The following is a 13366-nucleotide window of genomic DNA, read 5'->3' as shown; positions in this document are numbered from 1 at the left end:
GGGGCTTTTTCAGCGCCGCGCGGCGTGCGCGGCCCGGACCTGCTGCTCGCGCCACACCTGCGCCCCCAAAAGCGCAGCCGCCTGCACCAGCAGGCTGCGGTGGTACAGCTGCGGGCGTCCCAGCAGCACGCACGCGCCCAGCAGCGCCAGCTGCGTGGACAGCCCCAGGTTCGCGCTGAGCGCATTGACGGCCGCGCTCGTGTACGCCACGCGGTCTGCGGGCGTCACGCCCCCCCCGGCAACGCGGCGCAGCCGCTGCTCGAACACCCGGTGCAGCAGGCGTTCCTGCGGCACGAAGTACGCCGCGTACACCGCTTTGAGGGCGCCCAGCACCACCGGATGATCACCCGCCTGCGCAGGAGATTCGCGGAACACCTCGCCGCGTGCCTCGCGGTACTCCCGCTCCCACAGGAAATCCACCGTCAGGATCAGGCTCTGCAGGACCGTCCAGGGCAGCCCTGAGCGGCCACTGATGGCCACGTTCAACGCCAGATTCACCAGCAGGTCCATCTCGGTGTCCAGATAGCGGCCCGTTTCGGTGGTGCGGCCTGTGGCGCGCGCCAGCTGCCCGTCGAGGTTGTCGAGCAGCGTTTTGAGCTGTAGCAGCAGGGCCGGGGTGAGCCGGTCGCCGCGGCCGATCAGGTGGGCGGCGTGGAGGCCCAGCGCCGTATGAAACAGCACCACGTGCTGCGGGTCCACGTTCAGCCGGGCCAGCGGGTCCACGAGCAGCTGCGCGGCGGGGCGGAACACGCGCTCGGCGGCCCACTCGGTCGCGGGCCGCTTTTTCCGGGTTCGGGCGAGGCCGGAATCTATCGGCGCCCCCCGTATTTGGGAGCGCTTTTGCGCACTCCGGCGTAGCGGTTGCGGTCCTTGCGGCGCTGCGTGCTGCTGGCGGTGCGGCTGCCGGTGCGCGCGGCGACCCGGCCCTGCAGCTGGCGCGGCACGAAGGTGTCCACAGTCAGGAAACGCGCGGCGGGAATGTACAGCAGCAGCACGAACAGCAGGCTGCCCCACCACGTGTTCAGCGGCTCACGCAGAGGCGTGAGCTGCAGCAGCCCGCTGATCAGTGTGGCCACCAGTGCGAACAGCATGACCCGCACGGTCAGTTTGACGAGTTTGGCGGTTGTAAAGCCCGGCTCCGGGTCCGGGGTCGTCAGCCAGCGCCACAATTTCATGCGTCGGCCTCCAGAGGAGCGCCGCCGGTCACGCGGTCCCGGAACGGCCGCAGGTCCGGGAAGTCCGTCTGGCCGTCCACGCTGAGCAGCAGCGTGGGCTTGTGCTGCCGCGCCGCGAGCTTGGCCGCGGCGCCCGCCGTCGAGCCGTCCCGGGCGCCCGACACGAAGATCAGGCCCTTCACGGCGCCCTTGCCGCTCAGCAGGGACACGGCGCCAAACAGTTCCCGGTCGCCGTCCGTGGCGCGCTCAGCGTTCTCCATGCGCTCGGCGCGGCGCAGCACCTCGGGCACCGGCAGTTCATCACTGAACACCGGGTGCAGGCCCAGTTCGTCCAGCGCGGCGCGCAGTGGCTCGCGCACCGCACCCTCACCCAGCAGGGGGCGCGGGCCGATCACGGCGACGCTCGTGCGGGACGCGCGGGTCAGGGCGGGTTGCGCGGGGCGGGCGTCTGTACCCAGCGGACGGACCTTCTCAATGGCGAGGCGCACGCGCCCGGCGTTCTGCAGGACGCGCATGCCCACCTCGGCGGCGGCGCCTTCCATGGCCTCTGGATGGTCGGGGACGCTGATCAGTGTGGGCAGACCACTGATGCGCCGTGACAGCAGGTCCGGCAGCGCCTCACTCCAGGCGTCGCCCGTCACGGCGGGCCACTGAGGAATCAGGACGGCGTCCACGCGGCCCATGGACAGGATGCGGCCCAGGGCGAGCTGCACCGTCAGTGGTTCGCCCGGCAGGCTCTGGCGGCCGAGCGCGAGGGCCTCCATGTCGTCCAGGGCGGGCGTAACCGGGTCGGAGCCCAGTTCCTTCAGGTATGCCGCCCAGTAACCAGGAAGCCGCGCGGCGCGTGTTTCAAGCAGACCAACCCTCATTCTGAACAGTGTACGCGGCCCGGGCCAGGCAGATGCCCAGGCCGGGGTGGGGCCTAGCCGCTGCCTTCGCCGGCGTCCGCCTTGCCTTCCAGTTTGGCGTGCGTGGCCTGCTGCGCGAGTTTCACTTCCTGATCGTCAATGTGGCGCTGCTCGGTGTGATTCTCGAACAGTTCCTGCCGGGCCCGGAGTTTCGCCTGCGGCTGCTGCAGGTCCCCGCCGCTGCCGCGGTGGACCCGCTGGAAGAACACCAGCGCGCCGCCGGCCAGCGCCAGGGCCCCGGCGAAGTACAGGGTGTCCAGCGGCTTGTCCCAGCGCACGAAATGCTCCAGGAACGTGACGCCCAGAATCACGATGATCACCGACACCACCTTCTGCTCCAGGTCGGCGAGGCTCTCCACGCCCAGCGCAGACGTGAGGTTGAGCGGGGTGATGAACAGGGAATAGAGGCCCACCCCGATCAGGTAGAACACCACCGCCTTGAGCATGGTGCTCACAATTTCCAGGAACTCCACGGCGAGCTGGCCCTTCTGCGTGCTGACGCCCAGCGTGAGCGTGTCGCGCCAGGAGTCCCAGATGGTCTGCAGGGCCAGCAGGGTGCCCTGCAGGAACAGACTGAAGGACACCAGCAGCACGGCCACCACGGCGATCAGGACCACAAAGCGCGTGCGGCCGATCACCTCGCTGAACCACTCGCGTTTGGAGGGTTCGGCCTCCGGGGCCGGGGCACGGGAAGAGGGACGCGTCACGCTGCCCATGATGCGGAAAGCAGCCCCGGCAGTGGGTGCGGCCGGGCTTCACGCTTGCCTGAGGGTCAGCCTGCTGCCCATACTGCCGGATGTGCCCGACGCCCAGGAGCCCGCCCCACCTGACCGCCTGATCCTGCCGGACGCGCTGCGGCGCGCGCTGCCCGCAGCCCGCTGGGAGCGCGTCACGGACGGCATGAGCGGCGCGCAGGTGTGGCGCGGCACGCGGCACGTCGTGAAAGTGCAGCCCCGCACGCCGCACGCGGTCAGCACCCTGCAGCAGGAACGCGAGCGGCTGCGCTGGCTGGCGGGCCGCGTACCGGCGCCGCAGGTGGTGGCGTTCGAGGTGACGCCGGACGCCGAGTACCTCGCCATGACCCGCCTGAGCGGCATGCCCATGAGTCACCCGGACGCGCAACTGCACCCCGAACGCGTGGTGAACCTGCTCGCGCGTGCCCTGCGGGAACTGCACGCCCTGCCGCTGCGCGACTGCCCCTTCACAGCCACGCTGGCCGTCACGCTGCCCCTGGCGCGCGAGCGCGTGCAGGCGGGCGTGGTGGACGAGGCGGATTTCGATGAGGAACGCGCCGGGCGCAGCGCCGTGAGCGTATTCAACGAACTGGCGCGCACGCGTCCCGACGGGGAGGACCTGGTGGTCACGCACGGTGACCCGTGCCTGCCGAACGTGATCCTGAACGGTGAGTACGTGGAAGGCCTGATTGACGTGGGACGGCTGGGGATCGCCGACCGGCACGCGGACCTCGCCCTGGCGCACCGCAGCGCGCAGCACAACCTGGGGGAGCGGTACGCCGGCATGTTCCTGGACCTGTACGGCCGTGCCCTCGTGAACCCGGAGAAACTCGCTTACTACCGCCTGCTGGACGAGCTGTTCTGAGCGGAGCGCGCGGCAGCAGGCCCGGGGACCCGTCGCCCGTTCGTGCCGGTAAACAGGGCGGCTGCGCTCAGGCTCTGGCCCATTCGCGCAGGTAGCCGGCGACCAGTTCACTGACGCTTACCCCTTCACGCTCAGCCTTTTCGAGCTGCGCGGCCTTCTCCTCGCGGGTCATGGGCAACCACAGGGCCACGAACTCCTGACCGTTTTCCTGCTTGAACTCGCCGCCGTGTTCGTCCCGCTGTACCAGTCCTGTGCTGTTCATCTCGTCCTCCGTGCCGGCCTGCATGAGCCACTGTGTAACGCGCGCTTTCAGGAAGCGCCATTCCCGCCCGACCTTGCGGCCGGGCACCTCGCCGCTGCGCACCAGCGCGTACGCGGTGGTTTCACTCACCTTCAGGTAGGTGGCCAGTTCCTCCAGGGTCAGCACTTCACCGGGGGTGTCGGTCATGCCCTGATTGTGCCACCTTCTGACAGGTGAGACTATCTTGCGTTAAATAAGATCAAGAGTCAATAGATAACGGAAGATGGCGTCAGATGGTGGTGACCAGTGCGGCCCAGCAGCCCCTCGTGCAGCCACACGGCGCGTGATCTACTCAGGCGGTGAGGACACTGGGTCAACTCGTTTCCCGTCATCCCTGGGCCACCCTGCTCGTCTGGCTGATCGCTGCGCTGCTCAGCATTCCCTTCGCTGCGCGCGCCCCCGCCGCCCTGACCGCCGACCCCGCCGGAGGCCTCCAGAACTCCGAAGCCACCCGCGTCACCGGGCTGCTGCGCGAACGCTTCGGAGAAACCGACACCAACACGGTCGTCATCGTGACCCGCAGTCAGCCGCCTCTCGGCACGCCTCAGGGCGACGCCACCTACCGGCGCTTTCTCAGTGGCCTGGAGAAGGTCCCCGGCGTCACCCGCGTGACCGCCGCGCAAGGCAGCGGCCCCTACCGCACCCGCTCCGGGGACGGCCAGCTTGCCCTGACCCTCGCGCAGATTCCGCTCGAACAGGGCGCCACCCCCGCCCTGCAACGCATCCGCAGCTACGCCACCCGCACGGAGAGCGCCGCGCTCGACATCCGCGTCACCGGAGGGCAGGCCATCGCCGACGATTTCACCACCTTCGCCGAGGACGACACCAAACGCAGCGAATTCACCGCGCTGCCCCTCATCGGCGCGCTGCTTCTCGTTGTGTTCGGTGCGCTCGTCGCCACCGGCCTCCCCCTCGCCGTGGGCCTCCTGAGCATCAGCGTCGCCATGGCCGCCCTGTACGGCCTGACGCACGTCATGGACGTCAGCACCTTCGCGCAGAGCGTCATCACCATGCTCGGCCTGGGCGCCGGCATCGACTACGCCCTGCTGATGGTCAACCGCTTCCGTGAGGAACTCCGCCACACGCCCGACGCCCGGCGCGCCGCCGAGCGCACCGTCCAGACCGCCGGACGCAGCGTCGCGTTCAGCGGCCTGACCGTCGCCATCGCCATGGCCGGCCTGATCCTGCCGCCCATCGCGTTCGTCCGCTCTATCGGCATCGGCGGTGTCCTCGCCGTGCTCCTGACGGTGCTCGCCAGTCTCACGGCCCTCCCGGCCATGCTCGCCCTGCTCGGCGAACGCGTGAACAGCCCCCGCCTCCTGAAATTCACGTGGGCGCAGAGCGGCGCCGCCTCCGCCGCCTGGACCACCTTCGCCCGCCGCGTCACCGCCCGGCCCTGGGCAGCGGTGCTGGCCTCCACAGCCCTGCTGCTGCTCCTCGCGGCGCCCGCCCTGAAGATGCGCACCGGGTACGCCGGCGCCTGGGGACTCACGCCCGGCGTCGAAAGCCGCGACGCCCTCACGGACGTTCAGACGCTGGGCGCCGGCGGGCTGCTCAGTCAGTTCGAGGTGATTCTCGACCTGAACGGTCAGCGGTACACCCCGGCCGACCGCACCCGCTTTCAGGCAGTCGTTGCCGACCTGCGCGCCCTGCCCGGCGTGAAAGGCGTTCTCAGTCCCTTCCTGACCCCCCAGGACCTTCAGACGGCCGGTGGCAACAGCACCGACGCGCTCGCCGCCCTCAGCACGCTCACCCGCCGGTCTTTCAGCCAGGACCGGCGTCTGCTGCGCGTCACGGTCATTCCGGACCGCAACCTTCCTGCCCGCGAGATCCCCAGCTTCGAAACGCAGCTGCGGCGCACCCTGAACGCCAGCGGCTACACGTACCTGCTGGGCGGCGCCCCCATCGGCGGCGAGGAATTCAGCCGCGCCATCACCGGCGCCCTCCCGACCGTCATGCTTGCCGTGTTCGCCGGCACCTTCCTCCTGCTGATGATCGCCTTCCGCAGCCTCCTGATCCCCCTCAAAAGCATCCTCATGAACGCCCTGACCGTCGGTGCCGCCGCCGGCATCGTCACCCTGATCGTTCAGGAAGGCTTCCTCGCGGCGCCGCTCGGTATCCCAGGGGACGTTGGCGTGCTGGACGCCAGCCTGCCCGTCCTGCTGTTCGCCGTGATGTTCGGCCTCAGCATGGATTATGAAATCTTCCTGCTGTCCCGCGTGCAGGAAGAACACCTGCGCGGAGTACCGAACGACGAGGCGGTCGTTCTGGCCGTCGGTCACACCGCCCGCATCATCACGAGCGCCGCAATCATCATGTTTATTGTCTTCACCGCCTTCATCTTCGGGCGGGTCGTCGCCAGCAAAAGCATTGGCCTGGGTCTCGCTGTGGCCGTCGCCCTTGACGCCACCCTCGTGCGGCTTATCCTGGTGCCCGCCTTCCTGAAACTCGCCGGCCGCTGGAACTGGTGGTTGCCCCGCTGGCTTGACCGGCGCCTTCCCCACATCCGCCTTGAACACTGAGTAACGCGGAAGAAGAGGGAGGGGCGGCCCAGCCCGCCCCTCCCTCTGTAGGCCTCTTATGTCGCCTGATGCGCCTGCTCACGCTTCCGGCGAATGAACCACGCGACCGCCGCCACCACCACCACGCCCAGAATGATCTTGCTGGCTGGCCCCACGTACTGCTCCACGCGGTCGTAGTTTTCCCCCAGCGCGTACCCGGCCCCGGCCAGCACCGACGCCCACAGCGCCGACCCGATCGCGCTGTACAGCAGGAACTTCGGCATCGGCATTTCACACATACCGGCCGGCAGGCTCAGCAGACTCCGGAGGCCCGGCACCATCCGCCCGAACAGCACGGCCTTTGACCCGTGCCGGTCAAACCAGTCGTCGGCTTTCTTGATGTCCTTCCCGCTGAGCGTCAACCACTTGCCGTGCCTGTCAGCCCACGCCACCAGCCGGTCCTCACCGAACGCCCGGCCGATGTAGTACAGCGGCAACGTTCCCAGCACGCTGCCCAGGGTGCCCACCGCAATCACGAGCAGCAGGTTCAGGTCACCCTGCGACGCCGCGAACCCCGCCGACGGCATGATCAGCTCACTCGGAATCGGCGGGAAAACATTCTCCAGCACCATCAGCAGCAGGATGCCCAGGTACCCCATGCTGTCCATTAGATTCTGCACCCACTCGCCCATACGTCCGAGCCTACAGACGCGCCGCTCCCGCCTCGTCCACAGAAAGTGAACCCCACTTCACGCACGCCGCCCTACACTGCGTTCATGACCATCCGCGCCGTGATCTTCGACTTCGACGGCACCATCCTCGACACCGAGACCCCCGAATTCACCCACTGGCAGGCCCTGTACCGCCAGCACGGCCGTGAGCTGCACCTGCACGACTGGCAGCGCGGCGTCGGGACGTGGGACGCCTTCGACCCCTGGGCCGGCCTGCCCGACCACATCCAGCAGAGCCGTGACACCGTGCACGCACAGCTCCGCACGGACATCCACGCCACCATCGAACACAGCGATGTCCGCCCCGGAGTGCGCGCCGTTCTCGACGACGTCCGCCAGCGCGGCCTGCGCCTCGCGCTGGCCACCAGCAGTGACCGCGCCTGGGTGACCCGCTGGCTCCGGCACCATCGCCTGCTCGACCACTTCGAAACCCTCGCCACCCGTGACGACGTGGCCCGCGTGAAACCCGACCCCGAACTGTATACCCTCGCCGCCCACCAGCTCCGGCTGCCGCCTGAGCAGTGCCTTGCCGTGGAGGACAGCCTGAATGGCGCCACCGCCGCGGTCGCTGCGGGACTGCACGTGGTCGTCGTCCCGAACGACGTGACCCGCACCCAGCCGTTTCCCCCCGGGTGGGCCCGCGTGGACGGGTATGACGGCGGCCTGGACGCCCTGCTGAACACCGTCCGTTAAGCGGACCCCAGCTGGGCGGTGCGCCAGCCGCAGTGCTCCCAGAGGGGGGACAGCGCTGGCCGTGAAGCGCCCGTGCGGGTCCCCCTGATGCCCGCCCCGGGCAGCGCATAAGAGCGGCGCATAAGAGCTGTGCATGCGGAACCTGGGGAAGAACTGTAGCAGCAGCAGACAGGAACAGGCCCTGAGCATGCGAGCCCCCAGCGCCGGTCACAACGGGAGCCCGCCCCGCAATTCTGATTCTCCAGTCCACAGGCAGACGCCCCAGTTGCACAGCGGAACCGGGGCGGGCTTTCTGGGTGCGGTTACTTCCTTACACGTCCTCGTGCCCGGTGTCCATGCGCACAACGCGGGGCTGGAAGCTGGCGACGATCTCCACGAGATCGTTCTGGCGGGCAATGACGTCCTGAATGCGTTTGTACGCCTGGGGCGCCTCGTCAATCCCGCCGCCGATAAGGGTGATGTTGTGGTCGCGGAGGTACGCCTGAACGTCTTTCTTGGCGAGGGTGCGTTCCGCGGCCTTGCGGCCAAGCTGGCGTCCGGCGCCGTGACTGGCGCTGTGCAGGGCGCCGGCGTGGCCACGGCCGCGGACGACGTACCCCGGGTCTGCCATGCTGCCGGGAATGAGGCCGAGGCGGCCAGGTTCGGCGGGCGTGGCGCCTTTGCGGTGCACGATGAGTTCCTGCCCCTCGTGCTGTTGCTTCCAGGCGAGGTTGTGGCTGTTGCTCACCTGCGCGAGGGGTTTGACGTTCAGGGCCCGGGCGAGGCGGGCGTGGATGAGGTCGTGGTTGGCCAGCGCGTACCGGCCGGCGAGGTTCATGGCCTGCCAGTACGCCTGGCCGTCCTCATGGTCAAGGGGCAGCCACGCCAGTTTCTTCGCTTCGGGGCTGAGGTTCGGGTGGTGCCGTTCGGCCAGCTGGGTGTAGTGCCCGGCCACCTGCGCGCCAAAACCGCGGCTGCCGCTGTGAGACAGGACCGCGAGGTACTCGCCGGCGTCCAGGCCAAGGTCAGCGTGGGGAAGGCTGAGGGCGCCGAACTCCACGAAGTGGTTGCCGCTGCCACTGGTGCCGATCTGTGTGGCGGCCTTGTCGAACAGGCGGCGCAGGAGAGCCTGGTCCGTCCAGGTGCGTTCATGCAGAACGTCGTGGTCCTGCCGGTCGCGTTTGTCGAAGGCGACGCCAGCGCCGAAGCGGGTGTGTTTCATCAGCAGGCTTCTGGCCTCCTCGGTGGGAAGGTCGCGGGCCGGGAGGGGGAAGACGCTGAGCATCATGGAGCAGCCGATGTCCACGCCAACGCCGTAGGGAATCACGGCGTTTTCGGTGGCGAGCACGCCGCCGATGGGCAGGCCGTACCCGACGTGGGCGTCGGGCATCAGGGCGCCGGCGCGGCTGATGGGCAGCCGCATGGCGACGTCCATCTGGGTGCGGGCGGCCTGATCAATCAGGTCCTCACCCCAGACGGGGTAGGGGAGGGGCGTGGCGCGCAGTTCGGCGCCGCGCAGGGCCTCGCGGGCGGTTTCCTGGTTGGTGAGCTCCTCGGCGAGTTCGGCGTACACGCCGCCGCCCAGGTACGCGTGGGGATTGCGCTGCACGCCGCGCAGTTCGCTGAGGATGTCGTCACGTTCCAGACCGGCGCGTTCGCGGGCAGTGGCGGCCGTCTGGGCGAGGGCGATGGCTCGTTTCTCAAAGCCGAGTTTCGTGAGGTGTTTGCCGTTCATGGAGCTCCTGTACTGGGCCGGGGGGCCACGGATCAGTGTGGCGGGCGGGACGGGAGGGGGCATCCGGGTGCTGGCGTACGTACCCTGGCGTACGAACGCGGGGAAACTCATGGTAGGGCGTGCCAGGTGGGCAGGGCCATGCGGGGAGTGTGCTGGAATTCTCCCACTGGGCTGAGAAGCGCATGACCCCGGATTGTGCCTGGACCCACGAGCGGCTCACGTGAGGCTCAGCGGACCGCCGGGCGGCCCAGCGGGTCCAGGGTCAGGGCGCGCGCCGCGGTGGGCACGCGGCGCAGCAGGCGGAAGCCGAAGCCGGTCCAGCGCCATTCACTGAGGGCGTGGGCGGCGGCCGCGCGGCCCGCGCGGTACGTGGTCTCCAGGGTCACGAGGGTGCCGTCGGGCCGGACGGTAAGCGTGGTGACCGGCTGGTGCAGGGCGCTGCCCACCCACAGTTCCCGGTACCGGCCGCCCGGCAGGGGGCGCAGCACCGCCACGTGCGCGCTGTCCCCCCGGGCGTCGCGGTTCGGGGTGATGGGCGTGGGGTGCGCACTCCAGCGGGCCACCGGCCAGTTGCGCCAGGGGCGCCAGACGGCCAGCACGCATTCCGGGGTGCGGTCGCCGGTCACGTCGGCCAGGACGCTGGCCCGCACGTCCCAGGTGGCGGGCAGGTGCAGGGCGGGGCAGGCGCGGGGTGGCGCGGGCGTGGTGGGGGTCCAGGTGCCCTGTGGAGTCAGGGCGCGCCAGGGGGCAGGGCCCCCGAGGCCTCCGGCCGGCGCGTGGGGGGCGAGGAGGACGGTCAGAAGGGCCGTCAGGACCAGCCGCCGGGCGCGGCTCATGGGCTTCCCGGGCAGGCGGGGAGGTTCAGCCGGGTCAGGGCCACGCGGCGCGCTTCGCCGCGGGCCAGGGTGACGCGGGCGGCGCGGGTGAGGGTCGGCACGGCACACGCGCCGGGCGGGTTCAGGAGGGGAACGCGCACCACCGCGCCGAGCTGCGCGGCCGGGTACGGCTGGTCGAACAGCAGGTTACCCAGGCTGTACAGCACGAGCGCCGGGCCGCGTGGACCGGGCAGGACCTCATGGCCCTGAAGAACGTGCGGGCCACTGCCGGCAATCAGGGCCGCTCCGGCCGTCACCAGCGCGCGCGCCTGCTGACGCTGCCGGGCGGTCGTCAGGCCGTACTCCTCGCCCCAGTGGGCCAGGACCACCACGGTCGGCGCGCGGTGGGCCGCGGCGCGGACCGCCGGGAGGGGCAGGGGGCCGCCGTCGTCCAGGAACGCGATCCACGCGACCGTGCGGCCGGCGACGCGCGTGAAGGTGGCGCTCCGGGTCACGGGGGTGAGGCCCGCCGCCCTCAGGGCCTGCCGGGTCTGCCGCTGGCCCGCGGGGCCGGCGTCCCGGGCGTGGTTGTTCTCCACGCCCAGGTGCGTGAAGGGCCGCAGCGCGGCGGCGGCGCCGGGTGGAGCGCGCAGGTCCAGGCCGCCTGTAACGCGCGGCCGGTCGGTCAGCGGGGATTCCAGGTTCGCGGCGCGGGCGTCGGCGTTCAGGGCCGCCTGCACGGCGCGCAGTGTGCCGGTCCAGGCGCCGCGGTGGGCGCCGGCCACGCCCCGCGCGAGGCTGAGGTCGCCGGCCACGGCGATCACCGGGGGCGGCGAGGCCCGCCCGCCAGCGGCGAGCAGGGCCGCCAGCGGCAGCAGCAGCAGGCGTTTCACTTCACCAGCACGCCGTCCAGCCACGGGTGCGCGGGCGGAACCTGACCCTGGCGGAGCCGGGCACGCCACGCTTCGTCGGTCAGGCGTTCACTGGCAGCCACGGTGAACTCGTACTGGGAGTACACGCCGCCCCGCGCGACCTGCAGGCCGCCCCGGCCATCGGGCACCACGGCGTACAGCTCGTGAATGAACCCGGTGCCTTCCTCCAGCACCTGATCCTGAGCGGTGGCGACGTCCGCGACGACGGCAGCCATGTCGTTCTCGTCGAACTCGCTGGCGTTCTCGCCGTCCTGGGGGTCAGCACTGGCCATCTTCATCTGTTCCAGCCAGCCGCCGTAGTAGTGCAGGCGGTCGTACTCATCCCGGGTGAGTGGGGTGCCCGCGAGCTCCTTCGTGGTGGCGGCGTTCAGGAAGGTGAGCATGCTGCGCAGTTCGTCCAGGTTCTGCGCGGTGCGTTCGGACAGCACGCCCTGACCTTTCAGGACGCGGCGGGTCAGGGCTTCCAGGGTCAGCAGGCGCGTCCAGAGGGCCCCGTTGGGTTCCACGTACCCGCGGGGCGGTTCCGGGGGTTCCCCGGCGCCCATCTCGGCCATGGTCTGCTTGGCGTACAGGATGGTGTCGTGCCGCAGTTCCGTCCAGGACCCCAGAGCGGTCAGGAGTTCCTTGCGGGTCCAGGCAGGCGTGCGCATGAACGCCGGGGAGCGCGCGTCCCGGACGTCCGGGTCCGCCAGGGCCTGCAGGGCGTACAGCCAGCCGCTATACACGCTGGTGGTCCAGTCGGTGGGGCTCAGCGCGGCGAAGCTGGTGCGGAGCTTGGCCATGTTCGTCTCGTAGTTCAGGTACCGGGTCTGCCCGGCCCGGCGCAGTTCGTTCAGGGCGGCGTCGCTGCCCAGCGCGGCCATCAGGTCCAGGCCGCGGGGCAGTAGGCGCGGCTGATCCTGCGTGCCGACCTCACGGTACACGAGGCGCTGGAAGGCCGCGCCGTCCAGTGTGAATCGCTGCCCCATCAGGCGGAACCCGAGTGTTCCGGCGTCCCGCGCCGCGCGGCCCTCGCCAGGCCGGGCCGTCACGACTGCGCTGTTCACCTGTGGAGGCGGCAGGGTGCGCAGCCTCGCCTGAAAGACCTTCAGCGTGGCGGGGTCCGCGAGGCGGCGCACCTGCCCGTCCGCCGCGGCCTGCAGCGCCTCGGCGTACTGCCGGTGGTTCAGGTCGTCACTGCGCCCGACGAGCAGCGCGGTCGGATCGTACACGCGCGCCCAGAGGGTCCGGGCTTCGGGGTTGGTGCTGAGCAGAGAGGTGAGGAGGCCCGCCACGCGCGTTTCACTGTCACTCTGCACGCGCAGGTTCATGCGGCCCAGCCACATCATGCTGCGGAAGTAGCGCCTGAGCGCCTCGCTGCGGGTGTAATGGCCACGCGGCACGTACTGCGAGTAATCCTCGCGCAGCTCGCTCGCCTGGAAGATCGGGGAGACGGCCACGCCGGAGTGCGCGTCAATCAGTTTCAGTTCGGCCTGCACGAGCGCCGCCACCTCGGCTGGCGGGGCCGCGGTAGGCTCTGCGAGGCGCTGCGCCACGGCGAGGTAGGCCAGCGCCCGCCGGGCGTCGGCTTCCAGGGGCGTGCCCCGGAGGGCCGCGAGCTGACGCTGGGAGTCGCGGACGAGCAGCGCGGTCAGACGCCGCACGGCCGGCGCGAGCGAATCGCGTTCCAGGTCGCGCAGGAGCTTGTCGAACACCAGGTGGTACACGTGCAGCATGGAGTCGGTGGTCACGAACGCCGGCTGGTTCGCGTACCGGGTCGCCTCGTACGCCGCGTCGAAATGCAGCCAGCGCGCGGGGGTGATCACGAACCCGTTGCGTGACAGGGCGGCGCGCTGCGCGGCGTTCAGGCCCGGCAGCCCGAGGTCCCGGCTGCCGGTCACCAGGGGGGCCTTCATGCGGGCCAGATCAACCGGAAGGGTGTACGCGGTGGGGGCGGCCAGGGCGGTTCCGGGCAGACCCAGTGTCACGGTGAGAAGCAGACAGAGGCGCATGGAGCC

At 70.3% G+C, this 13366-nt stretch carries 13 protein-coding genes; 3 read left to right on the top strand and 10 right to left on the bottom strand.

Translation table 11 applies throughout. The features are described from left to right. Nucleotides 1–9: 9 nt before the first annotated feature. Genes LAJ19_RS11530 through LAJ19_RS11515 form a run of 4 tightly spaced genes read right to left on the bottom strand, consistent with a single transcriptional unit; the run spans nt 10 to nt 2790 of the window. A complete protein-coding gene (locus tag LAJ19_RS11530; protein ID WP_225475891.1) occupies nt 10–750 on the bottom strand; it encodes a CDP-alcohol phosphatidyltransferase family protein in 741 nt (246 codons plus the stop codon). A 59-nt stretch (nt 751–809) separates the two neighbouring features. Beyond that, nucleotides 810–1175 carry a hypothetical protein gene (locus tag LAJ19_RS11525; protein WP_225475890.1) on the bottom strand — a complete coding sequence of 122 codons (366 nt, stop codon included), beginning with the start codon at nt 1173–1175 and terminating at the stop codon, nt 810–812. Continuing rightward, on the bottom strand, nt 1172–2044 hold the full coding sequence (locus LAJ19_RS11520; RefSeq protein ID WP_225475889.1) for a hypothetical protein: 873 nt from the start codon (nt 2042–2044) through the stop codon (nt 1172–1174). The genes LAJ19_RS11525 and LAJ19_RS11520 overlap by 4 nt, the downstream gene beginning before the upstream one ends. A 53-nt stretch (nt 2045–2097) precedes the next feature. Continuing rightward, nucleotides 2098–2790, bottom strand: coding sequence for a YqhA family protein (locus tag LAJ19_RS11515; protein ID WP_225475888.1), 693 nt, complete (start codon nt 2788–2790; stop codon nt 2098–2100). A gap of 91 nt (nt 2791–2881) precedes the next feature. Here LAJ19_RS11515 and LAJ19_RS11510 point away from each other — a divergent pair, with 91 nt between their 5' ends. Further along, nucleotides 2882–3682, top strand: coding sequence for an APH(3') family aminoglycoside O-phosphotransferase (locus LAJ19_RS11510; RefSeq protein WP_225475887.1), 801 nt, complete (start codon nt 2882–2884; stop codon nt 3680–3682). Between the two features lie 67 nt (nt 3683–3749). Here LAJ19_RS11510 and LAJ19_RS11505 read toward each other — a convergent pair whose 3' ends face one another. Then, nucleotides 3750–4130: a helix-turn-helix domain-containing protein gene (locus LAJ19_RS11505; protein ID WP_225475886.1), complete on the bottom strand. Its 381-nt coding sequence runs from the start codon at nt 4128–4130 to the stop codon at nt 3750–3752. Between the two features lie 152 nt (nt 4131–4282). Here LAJ19_RS11505 and LAJ19_RS11500 point away from each other — a divergent pair, with 152 nt between their 5' ends. Then, complete coding sequence (locus LAJ19_RS11500) at nt 4283–6505, top strand: MMPL family transporter (protein WP_225475885.1); 2223 nt, start codon at nt 4283–4285, stop codon at nt 6503–6505. 56 nt (nt 6506–6561) lie between these two features. On the opposite strand, the gene LAJ19_RS11495 is transcribed toward LAJ19_RS11500, so the two are convergent. Then, a complete protein-coding gene (locus tag LAJ19_RS11495) occupies nt 6562–7176 on the bottom strand; it encodes a DedA family protein (protein WP_225475884.1) in 615 nt (204 codons plus the stop codon). A gap of 84 nt (nt 7177–7260) precedes the next feature. Between LAJ19_RS11495 and LAJ19_RS11490 the strand changes: the two genes are divergently transcribed. After that, on the top strand, nt 7261–7908 hold the full coding sequence (locus LAJ19_RS11490) for an HAD family hydrolase (RefSeq protein WP_225475883.1): 648 nt from the start codon (nt 7261–7263) through the stop codon (nt 7906–7908). A 310-nt stretch (nt 7909–8218) separates the two neighbouring features. On the opposite strand, the gene LAJ19_RS11485 is transcribed toward LAJ19_RS11490, so the two are convergent. The 4 genes from LAJ19_RS11485 to LAJ19_RS11470 form a co-directional block, all read right to left on the bottom strand. Beyond that, nucleotides 8219–9622 (bottom strand): RtcB family protein, encoded by a 1404-nt coding sequence (locus LAJ19_RS11485; protein WP_225475882.1) that lies wholly within the window; start codon nt 9620–9622, stop codon nt 8219–8221. A 227-nt stretch (nt 9623–9849) separates the two neighbouring features. Further along, the gene (locus LAJ19_RS11480) at nt 9850–10458 is read right to left on the bottom strand and encodes a hypothetical protein (RefSeq protein WP_225475881.1); all 609 of its coding nucleotides are present in this window, start codon (nt 10456–10458) and stop codon (nt 9850–9852) included. Continuing rightward, nucleotides 10455–11330, bottom strand: a complete 876-nt coding sequence (locus LAJ19_RS11475; RefSeq protein WP_225475880.1) for a CapA family protein — start codon at nt 11328–11330, stop codon at nt 10455–10457. Before LAJ19_RS11475 ends, LAJ19_RS11480 begins: the two co-directional genes overlap by 4 nt. Next, on the bottom strand, nt 11327–13336 hold the full coding sequence (locus LAJ19_RS11470; protein WP_225475879.1) for a DUF3160 domain-containing protein: 2010 nt from the start codon (nt 13334–13336) through the stop codon (nt 11327–11329). Before LAJ19_RS11470 ends, LAJ19_RS11475 begins: the two co-directional genes overlap by 4 nt. Between the last annotated feature and the right edge of the window lie 30 nt (nt 13337–13366).

It is taken from the genome of Deinococcus taeanensis (assembly GCF_020229735.1).
In the GTDB taxonomy this organism is placed as follows: domain Bacteria; phylum Deinococcota; class Deinococci; order Deinococcales; family Deinococcaceae; genus Deinococcus; species Deinococcus taeanensis.
This window is presented reverse-complemented; position numbering and strand designations above follow the sequence as displayed.

What these genes read in the sequence shown, in the direction of transcription:
- LAJ19_RS11525 (WP_225475890.1), bottom strand. Translation starts at nt 1,175, where the DNA reads ATGAAATTGTGGCGCTGGCTGACGACCCCGGACCCGGAGCCGGGCTTT.
- LAJ19_RS11520 (WP_225475889.1), bottom strand. Translation starts at nt 2,044, where the DNA reads ATGAGGGTTGGTCTGCTTGAAACACGCGCCGCGCGGCTTCCTGGTTAC.
- LAJ19_RS11505 (WP_225475886.1), bottom strand. Translation starts at nt 4,130, where the DNA reads ATGACCGACACCCCCGGTGAAGTGCTGACCCTGGAGGAACTGGCCACC.
- LAJ19_RS11495 (WP_225475884.1), bottom strand. Translation starts at nt 7,176, where the DNA reads ATGGGCGAGTGGGTGCAGAATCTAATGGACAGCATGGGGTACCTGGGC.
- LAJ19_RS11490 (WP_225475883.1), top strand. Translation starts at nt 7,261, where the DNA reads ATGACCATCCGCGCCGTGATCTTCGACTTCGACGGCACCATCCTCGAC.
- LAJ19_RS11485 (WP_225475882.1), bottom strand. Translation starts at nt 9,622, where the DNA reads ATGAACGGCAAACACCTCACGAAACTCGGCTTTGAGAAACGAGCCATC.
- LAJ19_RS11480 (WP_225475881.1), bottom strand. Translation starts at nt 10,458, where the DNA reads ATGAGCCGCGCCCGGCGGCTGGTCCTGACGGCCCTTCTGACCGTCCTC.